At 50.3% G+C, this 16,809-nt stretch carries 15 protein-coding genes; 9 read left to right on the top strand and 6 right to left on the bottom strand.

Annotation, left to right across the window (positions count from 1 at the left end):
* Positions 1–28 precede the first annotated feature (28 nt).
* Positions 29–211, bottom strand: a complete 183-nt coding sequence (locus VB712_RS17440; protein ID WP_323257046.1) for a hypothetical protein — start codon at positions 209–211, stop codon at positions 29–31.
* Positions 212–299: 88 nt separating this feature from the next.
* Here VB712_RS17440 and VB712_RS17435 point away from each other — a divergent pair, with 88 nt between their 5' ends.
* The 4 genes from VB712_RS17435 (at position 300) to VB712_RS17420 (ending at position 3,524) form a co-directional block, all read left to right on the top strand.
* Positions 300–674 carry a hypothetical protein gene (locus tag VB712_RS17435; protein WP_323257044.1) on the top strand — a complete coding sequence of 125 codons (375 nt, stop codon included), beginning with the start codon at positions 300–302 and terminating at the stop codon, positions 672–674.
* 214 nt (positions 675–888) lie between these two features.
* The gene (locus tag VB712_RS17430; RefSeq protein WP_323257041.1) at positions 889–1,137 is read left to right on the top strand and encodes a hypothetical protein; all 249 of its coding nucleotides are present in this window, start codon (positions 889–891) and stop codon (positions 1,135–1,137) included.
* A 140-nt stretch (positions 1,138–1,277) separates the two neighbouring features.
* The gene (locus VB712_RS17425; protein ID WP_323257039.1) at positions 1,278–2,963 is read left to right on the top strand and encodes a GH3 auxin-responsive promoter family protein; all 1,686 of its coding nucleotides are present in this window, start codon (positions 1,278–1,280) and stop codon (positions 2,961–2,963) included.
* A gap of 177 nt (positions 2,964–3,140) precedes the next feature.
* Positions 3,141–3,524: a hypothetical protein gene (locus VB712_RS17420; protein WP_323257037.1), complete on the top strand. Its 384-nt coding sequence runs from the start codon at positions 3,141–3,143 to the stop codon at positions 3,522–3,524.
* A 205-nt stretch (positions 3,525–3,729) separates the two neighbouring features.
* Here VB712_RS17420 and VB712_RS17415 read toward each other — a convergent pair whose 3' ends face one another.
* On the bottom strand, positions 3,730–4,794 hold the full coding sequence (locus VB712_RS17415) for a hypothetical protein (RefSeq protein ID WP_323257035.1): 1,065 nt from the start codon (positions 4,792–4,794) through the stop codon (positions 3,730–3,732).
* Positions 4,795–5,181: 387 nt separating this feature from the next.
* On the opposite strand from VB712_RS17415, the gene VB712_RS17410 reads away from it, so the two are divergent.
* Positions 5,182–5,934, top strand: a complete 753-nt coding sequence (locus VB712_RS17410) for a pyridoxine 5'-phosphate synthase (RefSeq protein WP_416236389.1) — start codon at positions 5,182–5,184, stop codon at positions 5,932–5,934.
* A gap of 126 nt (positions 5,935–6,060) precedes the next feature.
* Here the strand turns inward: VB712_RS17410 and VB712_RS17405 are convergent, their stop codons facing one another.
* The 3 genes from VB712_RS17405 to VB712_RS17395 are packed head-to-tail and all read right to left on the bottom strand — an operon-like array spanning position 6,061 to position 9,739.
* Complete coding sequence (locus VB712_RS17405; protein WP_323257031.1) at positions 6,061–6,570, bottom strand: DUF3368 domain-containing protein; 510 nt, start codon at positions 6,568–6,570, stop codon at positions 6,061–6,063.
* Positions 6,563–6,814, bottom strand: coding sequence for a UPF0175 family protein (locus tag VB712_RS17400; RefSeq protein WP_323257029.1), 252 nt, complete (start codon positions 6,812–6,814; stop codon positions 6,563–6,565). The genes VB712_RS17405 and VB712_RS17400 overlap by 8 nt, the downstream gene beginning before the upstream one ends.
* A gap of 21 nt (positions 6,815–6,835) precedes the next feature.
* On the bottom strand, positions 6,836–9,739 hold the full coding sequence (locus tag VB712_RS17395) for a tetratricopeptide repeat protein (RefSeq protein ID WP_323257027.1): 2,904 nt from the start codon (positions 9,737–9,739) through the stop codon (positions 6,836–6,838).
* A 148-nt stretch (positions 9,740–9,887) separates the two neighbouring features.
* Between VB712_RS17395 and VB712_RS17390 the strand changes: the two genes are divergently transcribed.
* Genes VB712_RS17390 through VB712_RS17380 form a run of 3 tightly spaced genes read left to right on the top strand, consistent with a single transcriptional unit; the run spans position 9,888 to position 14,488 of the window.
* The gene (locus VB712_RS17390; RefSeq protein ID WP_323257025.1) at positions 9,888–10,757 is read left to right on the top strand and encodes a phosphate/phosphite/phosphonate ABC transporter substrate-binding protein; all 870 of its coding nucleotides are present in this window, start codon (positions 9,888–9,890) and stop codon (positions 10,755–10,757) included.
* A gap of 25 nt (positions 10,758–10,782) precedes the next feature.
* Positions 10,783–13,131: an ATP-binding protein gene (locus tag VB712_RS17385; protein ID WP_323257023.1), complete on the top strand. Its 2,349-nt coding sequence runs from the start codon at positions 10,783–10,785 to the stop codon at positions 13,129–13,131.
* A complete protein-coding gene (locus VB712_RS17380) occupies positions 13,124–14,488 on the top strand; it encodes a response regulator (RefSeq protein WP_323257021.1) in 1,365 nt (454 codons plus the stop codon). The genes VB712_RS17385 and VB712_RS17380 overlap by 8 nt, the downstream gene beginning before the upstream one ends.
* 134 nt (positions 14,489–14,622) lie before the next feature.
* Here the strand turns inward: VB712_RS17380 and VB712_RS17375 are convergent, their stop codons facing one another.
* Complete coding sequence (locus VB712_RS17375) at positions 14,623–16,065, bottom strand: phospholipase D-like domain-containing protein (protein WP_323257019.1); 1,443 nt, start codon at positions 16,063–16,065, stop codon at positions 14,623–14,625.
* Positions 16,066–16,250: 185 nt separating this feature from the next.
* On the opposite strand from VB712_RS17375, the gene VB712_RS17370 reads away from it, so the two are divergent.
* A partial coding sequence (locus VB712_RS17370; RefSeq protein ID WP_323257017.1) for a response regulator occupies positions 16,251–16,809 on the top strand: 559 nt, incomplete at its 3' end.

Genomic DNA, 16,809 nt, shown 5'->3' with positions numbered 1-16,809 from the left:
GAGGGAGGTAGAATGCATCCGTTCAGTCTCATGGGTGATGGGTACGCTTACGCGAATCGCCTTCCATTGTAAGCATTAGCGGGGGGGCGATCGCAACGTCCTCACGGTGGATTGTGCCTTGGGGGTGATCCTTTTGATCCCAGATCGCCGCGCTCCAATCCGTACCTCTATCCATGGGTTGGGTTGTGGGGATTGTTAATGAGTCCTGCATAGCAGTGCTTTTGAATTAATCGCTACAAAACTCAAAAGCAATATTCAGCCGTCCTTTTATCCCTGTTTAAAAAACATCAAAAACCCCCTTGGCAATCGCAAAAGCAATAGCGCATAATGGGCTTGTTCTTTACAAAATCCAAAATCCTATGTTGATCAAAAAGCTTCTGGCCTTCACTATCGGTTTAACGGTTGCGGCAACTGGAACTGTTTTGCCTGCCCAAGCTCAAACTGACGAGGAAATGGATGCTTTGATCCATAACATCATGGAGTTGTGCGAAAAATCTTTTGACGATTTAGAGGAAATGGGGCTATATCTCAATGATGAAGAAGAAGATGCTTTAGATTTTGCCTGTGATGTTGTCGTCGATGGCGTTGATGATGAAGAGGTTAGCGATGAATATTTTGTCGCCGCGATTGAGTTGCTCGAAGATATTTTGGTTGAAGTAACCTACGAGGAATAGTCGAACTGATTCATTCAAGCATCTACCTTCCAAAAATAGCCCTATCTTTGCGTAAAAGATGGGGCTATTGGTCTTTTCCCCTCATCCATTCTTCGTTATTGAGTCCGCTCCATCAGCCTTGTGGTGGCCCGCAATGGGCTGTTTTTGATCTGAATCTCTCCAGCCAATTTAGATTGCTATAGTGGGGGTAACATCGTTTATCCTGCGCTAAATTATGAATCAAGGTTCTATTTTGACGTTGCTCGGCTGCTCTGGTTCCCTCACTGTTGCCCTTTTGGTGGCCCAGCCCGCTGTGGCTACTCCAGAGGCGATCGCATTGCATCCGGCGCAAATTGCCCTCCAAACTCAAGGCATGGCTCCCCATAGCCAATTTGTCCAAGATGATGCCCTGATTGAGGGCTTGGGCTGTGCCTGCTCCACCTGTCAACGGGGGACACAAGGAGAAACCAGTTTAGGCTGGTAGGGTCGTTGATGGCGGAAGGGAGCGATCGCTATCCCAATTGGCTCACTCCCTTCCCACTAAGGCGCAACTTTCCTGATAGACTTGCGACGGGTCTTTCCTGAAGAGGATAGACCTATTTTTTACGCCCCTGAACAGATCCCATGGCTGATAGTCTTACCTTTTCGCTGATTGCTGCCTATACCACCTATGCCAAGCACCGCCTGATCCGTAAAACGCATCAGGTAGCGGCTACCCAAACGGCCTTTTTGACGAAATATTTAACAGCCCATCAATCCACAGAACTGGGGCAAAAATTCGGGTTAGGGCAGATCCAAACTGTGGGCCAATTTCGCGAACAAGTCCCCATCTACAATTACAGTTTTTACGAACCCTACGCCGATCGCATCGCCCAAGGGGAGCAGAATGTGCTCAACCCCGACCCGGTGAAATATATCAACCTCACCAGCGGCTCAACGGGGAATAAAAAGCGCGTCCCCGTCACCGCTCGTTATCAGAAATTTCTGCGGCGGGCGGATCTGGCCAGTATTGGGTTTATGATTGCGGGTCTGGAAAAACGGGGCCGCCCCTTTGGTAAAGCTCTGCTCACGAATAACGCCCAACTCCAGGGCCTCACTCCGGCGGGGATTCCCTACGGCCCCGTCACCGCTGGCAGTATCCGCGAGGGGAAGCATTTGGTGGATCAACTGTTTAGTCAACCTTTTGCGGCGTTGGAAATTGGCGATATTGATAGCCGCCATTATATTTGCCTGCTGTTTGGCTTGGCTAACCCACAATTGCGGGGTTGGGTGGCGAATTTCCCGATGTTGATTCTGCGTACCTGTGCTTATTTGGAGCAGTACGCCGAGGCGTTGATTAGTGATTTGCGAACAGGGGCGATCGCCCCCTGGCTCACCCTCGATCCCCTCATCCGCCAACAGTTAGAAAAACGCTGGCGGCCCCATCCCCAAAGGGCGGAGGAGTTAGCCGCCATTTACAGAGCTAATGGCCGCCTCACGCCGCAACTGGCCTGGCCCCACCTCAGCTATATCACCACGGCACGGGGGGGAACTTCTGATTTTTATCTGCGCCGTTTTCCGGATTATTTTGGCGATACGCCGGTATTTGGGGGGATCTATGGGACGGCGGAAGCGAGTTTTAGCGTTTGCCCGGATTTAGACAGTGATGCAGGAATTCTCGCCATTGAGAGCGGTTTTTTTGAGTTTATGCCGCCGGATCAATGGGGTCAGGAGCAGCCGCAAACGTTGTTACCCCATGAGTTAACGGTGGGCGATCGCTATCGTGTTCTCGTCACCAGTTATAGCGGCCTCTATCGCTACGATATTGGCGATGTGGTGGAGGTGGTGGGCTATTACCATGAGGCCCCCTTGATTGTGTTTCGCCATCGCTACGGGGGTTTGCTGTCTTCGACGACGGAAAAAACGACGGAATTTCACACGATCCAGGTGATGGAAAAGCTTCAGGCGGAGTTTGGCATTAAGCTGGATGATTTTTGTATCACGCTTTCCGATGGGGAGTTTCCCGCCCGTTATGTGGTCAATATTGAATTGGCCCCCGGTCATGATCTCAGCGATCCCCAAGCCTTTTTACAGCGGTTTGAATATTGGCTCATTCAGGTTAATCAACCCTATGGCACGGTGCGATCGAGCCAAGTGCCGCCCCCTTGTTTACGGGTGTTAGCGCCGGGGAGTTTTGTGCAGGTGCGCCAACGGCAGATCCGGCGAGGAATGTTTGATTCTCAATTAAAGATTCCCCACATTACGGAAGACCGGGAGTTTTTGACGGAATTTCCGGTGGTGCTGGCGGTGGATTGGCCGGCGGCGGAGTGATTCGAGGAGGATGATCTCCCGGCTGATGTGGTGGGAATTCGGGGTCTCATGCTCTCAGTTGTTCATCCTGAACCATGTTGGGATAGTTGTCTTCCCAAGGGTTCAGAAACCGATTGACTGGATGGGAGGCTCAGTTATTGGTTAAAATCAATTGCATTGTAGATTACGTCTAGGCTCATGGAATCTGCTACCGTCTCTCGCCAACACCTTCATCAATTAGTGGAACAACTCCCCGCAACAGCTTTAGCTGATGCGATGCAATATCTGGAAGACCTTACGCAGCGGATAAATCAAGCTGCCCAAGAAGTGGAATTATTAAGTATTATTCAACGCCGTTTACCGGATTCGCAGCAGGCACGATGGCAAAAACTCCAGGAACAATTAGCAACTGAGACTTTAGATGACCGAGCCTATCAAGAATTTCTCACCTATAGCGATTTGTTGGAAGCGTGGAATGCGGAAAGGGTGGGGGCGATCGCCACTTTAGCTCAATTGCGTCAAGTGGATTTTCAGAGTTTATACGCAATGTTAACCCCGCCAGAAATCGAGATAGTGTTGTGAATCTGCGTCGAGTTTTGGCACAGGTGGGTGAGCATCCCGCACAAGATTAAGCAGTCGATTTGGCGGGCATCGGGAAGGGTGTCGTGGTAGATCATGGTGAAACTGTTCATTATTAACTTCTGAAGTATTTAGGGACAAAAAATAACTCTTTTGAATTATGATGAGAATTCTTGATGATTCAGTGAAGATTATCACAGGAGATAAATTACTTCAAGTTTAGATCGTTTTCAAACTTCTTGATAACAGAAATAAATTGCATTTGTGTCAAGGTTTTTTGTATTTCATAAATTTTCTTCCAAATCACTACAATTTCATTTTCTTCTTGCATCTTAGAAAGAGTGATTTTTGCATTGTGATCAAGATAAACACACAAGAGAGAGGCCACAGGTAATGCAACAAAAAAGAGAATCCAAAAATAAAACAAAGAAAAAAATATGATTTTAATGTAAACAAATGCCAACAAAATGAAACAAGCTATAGTTATGAAATCTCGAATATTTTGATTCCTACCTAGAATTTTTTGGCAAAATGCCATATATTGTTTTTCTTTATTTTTTATTTCATTTAAAAATGTGTCGGACATTTGTGCCTTTCTGCCAAGATCAATTAGTTGGCAATAGCTTTTTTTTAACTCTTCAAGATTTTTGATTGCCAGAACGAGATAGTTAACTTTTTGCTGACGCGATAGCGTTGACGTACTCCATCCTTCAACACCACTTTTTGTACATTCGGCAATGTATTGAATGTCCTGAAAACTGTCAATGCTGAATCCCATACTCCAATCGAAGTCTCCAGTCAGCATAGCTTTAATACTTGAACCCAGAATTGTGATCAAGGCTGATGTAAAAAAACCAGCAGTACCTTCTATCAACGACAGTATTTTATTGTCAACCTGTCTTAGAATTCTTTTGGTTCGCTGCTTTTCAAAATCAATAGACAGAACGCACGTTTCTATATTTTTTACTTGAGATTGAATAGTAGACCTTGCTGAAAATTCTAACATACAGCCCTGCCACACTTTTGGAATTGCAGTATTGTGTTCTTGCGTTGGCTGGATTTTTTTCTTTGCCAAATTAGGCATACATCTTAAATCTAAGACTGCACCAAATCCTCCAAACCCACACGTTAATAAGTACAAAAAACTCAATAGGTTATTGTGTCCTATGTGGAAACGATGTAGTCCTCCTAAAAATATTATGTTTAGAGTATTTAGTTGATATAATTTCTTAGTTGTTTGCCTTTTTTGTTCATCAAGAAAATATTTTTTCATTATCTTTTTACATTTGATAACAATTATTAAGAAGATGCCACAATGAGCAATTTTTAACTCTATGTCAGGTGGACACTAGGTTAACGTGGGCGCAGCACTCAAGGAGCAAAGGCAAGCGGCGAGGAAGCCAGCGCAGGTGTGATAGATTTTCATGCTCATAATTTTCGCGGAAGTTTGACAAACCAACACCGCCTAAAGATAACACACATTTTTTGATCACTTTGTCAAGACAAGCGATCTGCACATCAAAAATTTACAAACAAAGCTAAATCTTGAATAAAATGTTACATCTCATCCCAAATCCTTTAGATTTTAAGGACGCGGGGGCTGGTGGTGAATTGGCCCGAAGCGATGGGGAGTGAGAGACAGCCCACGATTCGTAGTAGGATGATTTCCCGGATCTGTGGAGAGAATACTGTGGCAACTCTGGGTGTAAATATTGATCATGTGGCAACGATTCGCCAAGCGCGGCAGACCGTCGAGCCGGAGCCGGTGGCGGCGGCATTTTTGGCGGAATTGGCGGGGGCCGATGGGATTACCGCCCATTTGCGGGAAGACCGTCGCCATATTCAAGACCGCGATATTCGGGTGTTGCGGGAAACCGTGCAGACCCATTTGAATTTGGAAATGGCCGCTACCGATGAGATGGTGGCGATCGCCCTCGATATCAAACCCGATTATGTCACCCTCGTTCCCGAAAAACGCGAAGAAATCACCACTGAGGGGGGGTTAAACCTTTTGGCGGATGGCGATCGCTATCGCTCTGTAGTGGATCGCCTCCAAGGGGCCGGCATTCCCGTCAGTTGGTTCATTGATGCCGATGCCCCCCAAATCGAAGCCGCATCCCAAACCGGAGCGCAATTTATCGAACTCCACACCGGAACCTATGCCAACGCTGAAGGGGAAGCGGCAAGGGCCGGAGAATTGGCGATCCTCACGGAAGGGGCGATCTTGGCCCACCGTTTGGGGTTGCGGGTCAATGCGGGCCATGGCCTCACCTACCAAAACGTTTACCCCGTTGCCACAATTCCCCACATGGAAGAATTGAACATTGGCCACACGATTATCAGCCGGGCCGCTTTGGTGGGGATGGAGCGGGCGGTGCAGGATATGAAAAAGGCCATGCGTGGAAAGCTCTAAACTTTACGAAAAAAGCGGATCGGAGGGCGCAAGCGTTGCGCCCCTACGGCGATTGTTCTGTAGGGGCGCAATGCTTGCGCCCACATTTAGGCGATCGCACTGGGTTTTCAAGCCGTTTGTAAAAGCTCATTGCTGCATTTCTCCCGATCGCACCATTGCAAAATGAATCACACGCTCACTTAAACGAATGCCTGATTGTTGCATTCTCTGGATCGCGTTTGCTATTGAATCTAGTTGACCATTTTCTTTGACTTTGAGCAGTAAACCAATACTACCCGTGAGTTGTAGTTGACTGAGGCGGGCAACTCGTCGCCCGACTTTTTCATCAATACACACAGTTTCAATTTGACGATTGAGTGCAGTTTGAATAACGGAAGCTTCGCCGCGATCCAGGGTATTGAGAAGATAAGGGGCAATATTGATCGGTTCAGATTGTATCTCTAACCAAGTCGCTTGATTAAAGGCTTGAGTTCCTAGGCGATCGCCTCCACCGCAACGAATTTCTTGGGCTACTTCACAGGGAACAATGGTTTGCAATTGTAAGTTTTTAAGCAAGGTTAGATCACCTGTCGCTGCAACAATGGCAATGAGTGGCGAGGTATTGGTGACAATGGTTTTGCGCAGGGTGTTAAGCATGATCAAGATCTGCAATTAATTCGTCTTCGTCAAGGTCGATCGCGGCAACGCCATAATCAGCAAGTTTGAGCAAAAAGGTAACGCGATCGCACGGGATTAAGCTTGCAGCTAAACCGGAGGATAATCGCCCCAATTCAAAGAGTTTGACGGCCATTGCCCACCGTGCTTCTTCTTCAAAGCGATCGCGATTGACTTGAAGGGCATCGGGGAGGGTGTCGTGGTAGGTGATGGTGAAACTGTTCATGATGGGGATGGATGGGAAAAACTACAACCGAGAGCGGATCGTGTCGCCGAGGGGATGGGCTTGCAGGCGGGTGTCGGGGAGTCCGGCGGCGAGGGCGGTGCGGTAGAAGTTGATACATTCCTGAAACTTCTCTTGGAATTTTGGATGGTCAAAGCTCAATGAATCACATAATATTTCTATACCCTCTAACATTTTTGATTCAGCGCTTTCATGGTTTCCCTGCTTTCCTTGACATTGGGCAAAGTTAACAAGACACATACCTAAACTAGAATTTTTTGGAGTTAGACTAATGCGATGAATTGAAAGAGCTTCTTCAAAAAGAACTGTTGCTTCATCATATCTTTCCTGTAATCGATACAAATTTGCCAGATTATTGAGGCTACTTGCTAAAGCAGCAGAATCAAGTGACTGACTTTCACGATCAATAGATAAGACCTTAAAATAAAGAGGGTCGGCTTTTTCATACTTACCTTGCAACTGATATAATCCTCCTAAATTCCTGAGAAAATAAACCAAGTGGGGATGATTAGAAGGTGATTTTTCGCTAATTATGGATAGGGCTTCATTAATCAGAGCTTCTGCTTTTTCATACTTACCTTGCAATCGATATAGCAAAGCTAAGCTGTTAATTACACCTGCTGTGTCCGAATCTTGATCTCCCAAGAATTTCCGTGCAATCTCAACACATTGAATCCTCCATGGTTCGGCTGTTTCATATAGTCCTTGCCCTTGGTAATATCGGGCAATACTGATGAATGGCCATATAGCATCCTCATCCACAACCCAGGGCAACAACTCTCCCGCCACCTCCTCCAATTGGGGAATCCAGGGGGCATAGTCCCGCGCTTGCGCCATAGTGAACACATCCGGAATCTGTCGCCCCTGAGCTACGATCGCGCCCGCCACCTCTCGCTTCAACACCTCCCCCTCCTCCGGGGTCAACTCCACACCCAGACGCGAACGAACAAACTGTCGCACCAACGGATGCAACCGCACCGCGTCCCCCTCCTGCTCCACCAAACTCAAATTCATCAACGCCACCAACGGCTCCAATCCGTCCACTTGCTCCGCCTCCGTCAGCGGAATCGGAGCCGCCCCATACAGCCCCCACCGCAACGCCAACCGCCGCGCCGCCGCCGACTCCAACCGCTCCCAACTCAACGCCAACGCCGCCTCCAGCCCGTGGGGATAGCCCATCTCTTCGCGCTTCTCCTTCGTTAGGGATTGGTGGGTGAGGGTTAAACTCTTCAGATAGTTCGCCAGTTTGAGCGGTCGGTAGAGCGCCAAATATCGCCCCGCCAACTCCAACCCCAACGGCGACCCCCCAAACCACCGCAACACCCCCGCCACCGCCTCCGGTTCCGCATCCAACCGCGCCGCGTCAATATAACTCGCCAACAACTCCCGCGCCGCCCCATCCGAAAGCTGATCCAACGGATACCGCTTCACCCCTGACCATTCCTCCCGCGTCGTCCACAACACCCGAAACACCCCCCCCGGCCCAAACATCGCCAACTTCGCCCCATCCCGCTCCCGCACCACATCATCCAACACCACCAACACCGCCCCCGGCCGCAACCAATGCCGCCAACAATAGTCCACCCGCTGGCCAACCTCCGTTAACTCAGCAGGAATTTCAACCTTAAACTCCGTCTGATAAAACAGCACCAACTGCTCCCCCGGATTCCCCGCCGCCAAATCCAACCACACCACCCCACCGGGAAAATTCCCCGCCTCATATTCCCGATTCGCCCACTGCCAAGCCAACTCCGTTTTACCCAATCCCCCCATCCCGGACACCGCCGCCGCAATGGCCACCGTCTCGCATTCCTGCACCAACGCCGTTAATTCATCCATCGCCACATCCCGCCCGACGAACTTGGGGACGGTGCGACGATATTGGGGGAGGTTGGTGGGAGGGGGAAGTGGGGAGTGGGGAGTGGGGAGTGGTTGTTTCAGTTCTGAGATGATGCGATCCGCTTCTTGGGTTACGGTGTCGCGGGTTTTTCCACCCTCCTCGGTTACGGTGTTGCGGGTTTCTATCCCCTGCTCAATCACCACCCCCTCTAACCGTTGCAAATCTGCCGTCAACTGCTCCGCCAATGCCTGAGACAGAGAAGGCGTAACCGCCCGCCATTCCGCCAACTGTTTCGCCAAATCCTGCTGACCCGCCTTTACATTCCCCAACAGATCAAACACCATCCCCGCAAACGCCTCTTTTCCCGCCGCAAAATCCCGCTTCAACACCTCCCGGATCGCCTTCGGGAACTGCTCATGTAAAGCCTGCGCCACCACATCCACCAAACCCTGATCCAACGCCCCCAAGGGATACACCCCACCGGCACGCCACCGCCGCAATCGCCCCCCTAACGACTGTCGCAACCAACGCCGCGCCCCTGGCCGCAACCCATCAATCACCAGCCGCCAATCTTCCCAACGCTCCAACGCCTTCACCTCGCTAGACCGCTCCGCCGCCGTTGCAAAGTAATTCGCCGCTAAACGTTCCTCAAATAGCCCCGCTGGAGTGCGATCGCCTAGAATTTCTTTAACAATGTTGGGCCAGTTTTGACGAGCATTTTGGGCTAATGCCTCCAGGGCCAGGCGCGATCGCCCCTCCTGGTTTTTCGCTACATCCTCAATCACAAGGGCGATCGCCTCCCCCACCGCCTGCGTTAAATGCCCATTGCGTAAATCCGGATCACCTAGAGCATCAATCCCCCCCAAATCATTGGCAAACAGCCCCGCCGCCACCGACGCAAGAGCGGTTCCTGCTGTCCCTGCGATTAACAGGGGAAGTGCGGGGGCCAAACTAGCAGCGGCGATCGCACTCGCCGCCGTCCCCACCACCACCGCCGCCCCAAACGTCCCCAACCGACAAGCCAGCGCCCGATCCATCATGGCATCACCACCAAAATCTTCAACCATTCTAAACCCCCCATATTCCCCCCTGCCTAAAGCCACAGTTAAGAATTTTCAACCCTTAATTTCCTGTTAACCCTGATTCAATACCCTAAAGGCCACAGGGTCAGCCGCTACTCATGATGTTGAGCCACTTCTTCATCCTGCCAAAACCATGCAACGACGACAGTTTTTAGGATTTTTTGCCCTCTTCTTAGCCGGCTGTACCGGCGCTCAAGTTTCCCAAAATGCCGACAATCCCCCCCTCCCGGCGGTGATTCGCTTCAGCGTCACCGATGAAACCGGCATCGAACCCCTAGAGGAAAAATTTTCAGAATTACGTCTGGCTTTAGCAGCAGCCCTCGAAACCGAAGTCGAATTCGTCGCCGTTGAAAATCAAAACGCAGCAGCAGTCCTCATTAAATCCGGTGATATCGATCTAGCCTTAGCCGGGCCGTCAGAATATGTCGTTATCCGCACACGCAGTAATGCTGTCCCCGTCGTGGGCATTACGCGACCCAACTACCGCTCCGTTTTAGCCACCAAAGCCGGTAAACCCATCACCTCCCTCGCTAACCTCAAAGGCAAAACGATCGCCCTTTCTGATATTGGCTCCACCAGTGGCCATCTTGGCCCCGTAGCGATGATTATCGCCGCAGGGTTAGATCCCCAAAACGATGTCAAACTGGAAATGTTGGGGGATGATGGTAGTATTGCCGCACTCCAACAGGGAACCGTCGATGCCTGGGGCGGGTCAGCAACAGACTATGAAGCCCTGAGTGGAGGAGATGCCGCTGCCTTTCCGATTTTAGAAGAGGGCCCCCTCTTGCCCAATGATATTTTTCTCGCCAGTAGTAGCCTGCGGCCAGAATGGATCACGGTGATTAAAGAGCGGATGCTCGCCCATGAGGAAGCATTAACAGAGGCGATCGCCCTCCACCATGCCAAATATGTCGGCTCCACCCTAACCAGCGTTGAAGATAGTGATTATGACTCCATCCGTGATGCCTACCGTGCCATTGGCCAGGGCGAATTTATCCAGTAGCCTTGCTCTTTTTTAACCTGAATTCATGCCCTTCTTCTCCTTCCCAACCCGCATCGCCCCAGCCATCCAGTCCTTAGGGATTGCTCCCAAGATCAGCCTTAGTTTTCTCTTCACCTTGGGAGTCGCGACCATTGGCGTAACCACGGGCTTAATCCTTGGGGAAAGGCTAGAACGGCAAGCCCTAGAACAACTCACCCTCGCTACAGAACAACAACTCCTACTCACCCAGCTAGAAAAAGCCGTCCTAGAAGTACAGGATCATCCCCAACGGTTATTAGCGGTTTTGGGCAATTCAGTCTGGATCCAATACGAACGCAAACGCCTAGAAGAAGATGTGAAAGAAGTGCTGGCCCTCAGTGACGACCTCAAAGGGTTTGCATCCCAAACTCACCTCAATATCGCCGCCGATGATGACACCTTTCAAACCCTAGCCCAGGACTATCGGGCCACCGCAGAAGCCTATGAGCGGCAAATGGAAAACGTTTGGGAAACCGTAAACCCCGCCCAAGTGGTGCGCAATAGCCCCGATTTTCAAACCGCCCGCCAAGAGGTGTTTACCCTCACCACAACCGGGGATACACTGCGGCTCGTGATTCAGTTTGAACGATTGGCAGAGCAGTTATTGCAAGTCACCCGCACAGCGGATGAGCAATACCAACAGGCTCAGGTAGAATTTAAGCAAGCCCGCAATTTGCGGATGCAGATTATTGCCCTGAGTATAACAGTTTCCATCGGAGTGGCGATCGCCTTGGCGGTGTTTACGAGTCGGGCGATCGCCCGTCCCCTCCAAAACGTCACCCACATCGCCCGCCAAATCACCCAAGACAGCAACTTTGATCGCCAAATCCCCCAAACCGACCACGCCGAAATCGGCCAGCTTACCCAATCCTTTAACGACCTGATCCATCGCGTCCAAACCCTCCTCGCCGAACAAGCCGCCCGCGCCATTGAACTCCAACAGGCCAAAGAAGCCGCCGAAGTCGCCAACAACGCCAAAAGCGAGTTTCTCGCCAACATGAACCACGAACTCCGCACCCCCCTCAATGGCATCCTCGGCTATGCCCAAATCCTCGAACGAGATGCCACCCTCAGCGGCCAACAAATCCAAGGCGTGCAAATTATTCAACGCTGTGGCACGCACCTCTTGACGTTGATTAGTGATGTCTTAGATCTGGCCAAAATTGAAGCCCGCCGCGTTGAACTGTATCCCGAAGAGGTGCAACTTCCCAACTTTTTAGCCACCACTGCGGAAATGTGTCGGATTAAAGCCGAACAAAAAGGTGTGCAATTCATTTTTGAACCCGCTCCTAATTTACCTTTAGTGATTTGTGCCGATCAAAAACGACTGCGACAGGTGTTGTTAAATCTATTAAGTAATGCGGTGAAATTTACCCAGCAGGGGGTGGTAACATTTCGGGTCAACTTGGCAGATCCCGTTAACCGTGAAAATAAAACTGCTCGTATTCACTTTTCCATCCAAGATACCGGCCCTGGGATTCCACCGGAAAAAATTAAGAGTATTTTTCTCCCCTTTGAACAGGTGGGCCATCACAGTCAGAAAGAACAAGGCACAGGATTAGGGTTAGCCATTACCCATCAAATCATTCAACTCATGGGGAGTGCAATTGAAGTAGAAAGCCAAGTGGGGCGGGGGAGTTGTTTTCGCTTTGACTTGAATGTTCCGGTGGCAGAGGCGGCGATCGCCCTAGAAGAACAGCCCCCTAAACCGCCGGTGGTGGGGTATTTAGGGCCGCGCCGCTCGGTGTTGGTGGTGGATGATTACATTGAAAATCGGGCAGTGATCCGGGGGATCTTAGAACCCCTCGGATTTACAGTTATCGAGGCTAGAAATGGCTTGGAGGGGTTAAAGCAGGCAATGCAATCCTCCCCAGATTTGATTATTACCGATATGGTGATGCCAGAACTCGATGGTTTAGAAATGACCCGCCGCCTCCGCCAAGATCCCCAATTTGCGAAAACACCGATTATTGCCTGCTCTGCCAGTCTTTCCTTGCCCGATCGCCAACGTAGTTTTATGGTCGGCTGCAACAGGTTTGTGCCGAAACCCGTCAGCATTGATCAGTTATTAACTGCCCTGCAAGATCATCTCACGCTAACATGGTGCTATCCAGAATCAGAAACGGGTGAAGACTTGCCCGCTACATTACCTGGGGCAATGGTTTTACCGGCGTTGGACTATCTTCAAGCCTTACACCAAGCCGCTGAGGGGGGATTAGTGACAAAACTGCGCCATTTAGCCCAACAGTTAAAACTCCATTCATCAACCTATGTCCCCTTTGCGGATCGGTTGCTGGAGATGGCGAATACCTTTGATTTTGAAGCAATTACGGAGTGGTTAGAACCCTATGTCTGAGTTAATCATTGCGGCTGAGATGCCCCCCACAAGCACAATTCTGGTGGTGGATGATACCCCGACCAATATTCAAGTTTTGTTTGATCTGTTGGATAAATCCGGTTATCAGGTGGCGATCGCCAAAAGTGGTGAAGCTGCCCTCAAATGTTTGCAGCGCCATATTCCCGACCTGATCCTCCTGGATGTGATGATGCCGGGGGGGATAGATGGCTTTGAAACCTGTCAGCAGATTAAAGCCATGCCAGGGACGGGGGATATTCCGATTATTTTCATGACGGCCCTCTCAGATCCCGTGAATCGGATTAAGGGATTGCATTTAGGGGCGGTGGACTATATTACGAAGCCGATTCAACATGAAGAAGTATTGGCGCGGATGAATGTTCATTTGCAACTGCATCATTTGAAAAAGAATTTAGAACAACAGGTGGCCGCACGCACAGCGGCTCTGCATCAAGCCTTGGAAGACTTGAAAAATACACAGGTGCAATTAGTTCATGGTGAAAAAATGTCCTCTTTAGGGCAGTTAGTGGCGGGGATTGCCCATGAAATCAATAATCCGGTTAATTTTATTTATGGTAATTTAAAACCCGCTCAAGACTATATTCATGATTTGTTAGCATTAGTAGATTTATTAAGGGCAGAAAATCCCCAGCTTTCGGCTCAAGTGAAGGAGCGTATTGAAGAGATAGATCTTGATTTCCTCCGGGCTGATTTACCCCGTTTACTGCAATCGATGACCGTGGGAACCCAGCGGATTCGTGATCTCGTCCTGTCGTTGCGCAATTTTTCGCGGCTCGATGAATCAGAAACCAAAGCAGTGGATATTCATGAAGGGCTAGAAAGTACGTTATTAATTTTGCATAATCGCTTTAAGGCGAAGGCGGGAACGGTGGAATTTACCGTTGAGAAAGACTATGGTGATTTGCCCTTAGTGGAATGTTATCCCAGCCAATTAAATCAGGTCTTTATGAATATCTTGAGCAATTCCCTGGATGCCCTCGATGAGGCGATCGCCCATCACCTAATCCCGCCGGATCATCCCCCGCAAATTCGGATCCAAACCAAGCGGATCGGGGGCGATCGCATCTGCATTGTGATTGCTGACAATGGGCCGGGTATTGATGAAGCCATACAGGGCAAAATTTTTGATGCCTTTTTCACCACCAAGCCGATCAATAAAGGCACAGGCTTAGGGTTATCGATCAGCTATCAAATCATCGTCGATAAACACCATGGCCAACTCCGTTGCTATTCCACCCCAGGCCAAGGCACAACCATGGAAATTGAATTACCCATCCTGATCCCTTCCAATCATGAAACATTACTAGCCCCCACTCAAGTCCATTCAGTCCTATGAATATCGATTCTAAAGAACTAATATTGCGCAGGTTGCACCATAATCAATGGTGCGTCGTCAATGGTGCGTTAGCCGTTATGCTGCTCTTTTTGATCATAAATTAACAGGTCTGACGCACCGTTCACTCCTAAAACTCATCGTCCACAGGTTTTAATATTTTCCGCAATTTTTTCCTTGGTTTTGGATGTTAACCCTAACCTAGCATCGCCATAAAGCCGCTCAAATTCCCGGTCATAATGGGCCGCCACCACCGGATTTTCAATCACTAACACTGTCTCATCATTGGTATGGTTAGCCGCCGCTGACCAATTGTGAGAGCCGGTAATCACTAACCGCTGATCCACCACCCCAAACTTGTGATGGAGCTTATCCCCTGGTGGTAGGTTGGGAACGCCCACCGTGTCGATGGGGTTGGGCCAAGGGCGATTATCGGGGTCAAGGCGACATTGTTCGCGTATTTCTACCCCCAATAAATCTAAGCCTTCGCTGAAATAACGAAAGGCAAAACTGGGATCGATTAAAACCCGGAGCTTCACCCCTTGGGCGTGACGATTGCCGAGGGTATTTCCTAAACCCTGATCGGAAAAAACAAAGAGGGCAAGATCTGCCCGCTGCTGGGTGGATTGGAGAGCGAGGGCAATCACGCCGTTGCCGCTTTCGGCCCAGGGGCGGGTGGGGGAGGTGGGGGAAAAATTGAGCGTGACGCGGGAGTTGCCGATTTGCAACATTTGGGGCAACCGGCGGGGTTTTTGCAACCCAAACCGGCTATCTGGGCGGCCACCAGGGCCATCCCCCCACATCAGGTTAAATTCTTCAGTGAAGGCTTGGGCGAGGGGGCGATCGCTCACTACGAGTAAATTATTGGCATTACCCCGGCTTTCCGGTTCTGTCACATCGCCATGGACATCGCTGAGGGTGAAATTTGCTGAACCCGTCACCACCACTGCCCCATCAATGATCATGAATTTATGGTGCATCAGCCCCGATCCCCTGCTGCCGTCGGCGGTGTCATCGAGGAGGGGAACGCGACCATTACGAAGAATGGCGATCGCATCCCTAACCGCCAATTCCGCCGCGCTCACCTGCCCATCTCCATCGGTATCCACAAAAGCCAATACTTCCCGCTGAAAATCACTAGAACTCGAACTGCCGGAATCACTCTCATGCCAATAGCGATGGTAGCTATTCTCAATCACCACCCGCACCTTAACCCCCGCTTGCTGTTTCGCCACCAAAGCCTGGGCAATACCGGGTAAGCGCAATTCCTGCACCGCCAGATCAATACTGGTTTTTGCCCCGTTAATCTGGCTTAAAATCACCGCTTCAAGATCATCCCCAGGCCGCTCGATCTCGCGATAGGGATCGCGGTAATCCGCCCCTTGGGCCAGGTTTTGGTTCATGTAAACCTGAATTTGGGGGTCTTGGGGGAGAGGGGCGGGGCGTTGCGGTGGGGGCGCGATCGGTAAAACTTGCTGAAACAAGGGGGCGGCCTGTTGGCATCCCCCCAAGGTGACGAAAAGGGCTAAAGAGAGCGATCGCCTCCCTAGCCGCCGGATCCAATACTCTACCTTTGCCATCTTGGAACGTTCCCCATACATTGATCAGGATTTTGATCAGAATTTTAGCGACGAATGAGGTTGTTGCTCAAATCTCCTCCCAAATCAGGATTTTCCTGGGGGATCACTCACCCGCAGAATCACAATTTCCCTAGCGAGGGGTTCAGAAATTCGGTACACTTTTGCCATAGCGATCAGGGCGAATAATGGCGGATCATAAAGTGCTACTCCTCGATGACGACCCCGTGAGCCTCGGAGAGCTACGCGGGATGCTTCCCGGTGGAAATTTTAGCCTTATCGAAGTCATGGACGGGAAAGCTGCCCTCACCGTGATTAAAGATGAGGTGAAAAATTTGCGCCTGATGGTGCTGAAATTCAATCTCCCTCAAGTGAGTGGCTGGAAAATCCTCAGCAAAGCTCAGGAACACCCCAAACTGCGGGAAATTCCCATGGTTTTAGTGGCAGAAGCCCATGATCCCGTTAGCAAAGTTTTGCCCGAACCCCGCTATTTTGCGATTATCCATAAACCCTTTAACCGCAAACAATTTCAAAACGCCATTAAGCAAGCTGTCCATCGTGCCGCCCTCCCCCGTGATGGTGCGCCCGCAGCAGCGAAAACCGCCCCGCCGAAAACTAAAGTAGCCGCACCCCCCCCACCCCCTAAAGCTCCCCCCAAAGCCGCACAAGTCCCCGCCCCCCCGCCGCCCTCCCAACGGGCCAAGGTTGCTGCTCCCCCTCCCCCTCCTAAAGCGCAGGTTGCTACAC

The sequence above is a fragment of the Spirulina sp. CCNP1310 genome, assembly GCF_034932185.1.
Lineage (GTDB): Bacteria > Cyanobacteriota > Cyanobacteriia > Cyanobacteriales > Spirulinaceae > Spirulina.
The sequence above is the reverse complement of the archived record's forward strand: the minus strand, read 5'-3'. Positions and strand labels throughout refer to the sequence as shown.

What these genes read in the sequence shown, in the direction of transcription:
- VB712_RS17440 (WP_323257046.1), bottom strand. Translation starts at nt 211, where the DNA reads ATGCAGGACTCATTAACAATCCCCACAACCCAACCCATGGATAGAGGT.
- VB712_RS17430 (WP_323257041.1), top strand. Translation starts at nt 889, where the DNA reads ATGAATCAAGGTTCTATTTTGACGTTGCTCGGCTGCTCTGGTTCCCTC.
- VB712_RS17425 (WP_323257039.1), top strand. Translation starts at nt 1,278, where the DNA reads ATGGCTGATAGTCTTACCTTTTCGCTGATTGCTGCCTATACCACCTAT.
- VB712_RS17420 (WP_323257037.1), top strand. Translation starts at nt 3,141, where the DNA reads ATGGAATCTGCTACCGTCTCTCGCCAACACCTTCATCAATTAGTGGAA.
- VB712_RS17415 (WP_323257035.1), bottom strand. Translation starts at nt 4,794, where the DNA reads ATGAAAAAATATTTTCTTGATGAACAAAAAAGGCAAACAACTAAGAAA.
- VB712_RS17410 (WP_416236389.1), top strand. Translation starts at nt 5,182, where the DNA reads ATGATTTCCCGGATCTGTGGAGAGAATACTGTGGCAACTCTGGGTGTA.
- VB712_RS17405 (WP_323257031.1), bottom strand. Translation starts at nt 6,570, where the DNA reads ATGCTTAACACCCTGCGCAAAACCATTGTCACCAATACCTCGCCACTC.
- VB712_RS17400 (WP_323257029.1), bottom strand. Translation starts at nt 6,814, where the DNA reads ATGAACAGTTTCACCATCACCTACCACGACACCCTCCCCGATGCCCTT.
- VB712_RS17395 (WP_323257027.1), bottom strand. Translation starts at nt 9,739, where the DNA reads ATGGTTGAAGATTTTGGTGGTGATGCCATGATGGATCGGGCGCTGGCT.
- VB712_RS17390 (WP_323257025.1), top strand. Translation starts at nt 9,888, where the DNA reads ATGCAACGACGACAGTTTTTAGGATTTTTTGCCCTCTTCTTAGCCGGC.
- VB712_RS17385 (WP_323257023.1), top strand. Translation starts at nt 10,783, where the DNA reads ATGCCCTTCTTCTCCTTCCCAACCCGCATCGCCCCAGCCATCCAGTCC.
- VB712_RS17380 (WP_323257021.1), top strand. Translation starts at nt 13,124, where the DNA reads ATGTCTGAGTTAATCATTGCGGCTGAGATGCCCCCCACAAGCACAATT.
- VB712_RS17375 (WP_323257019.1), bottom strand. Translation starts at nt 16,065, where the DNA reads ATGGCAAAGGTAGAGTATTGGATCCGGCGGCTAGGGAGGCGATCGCTC.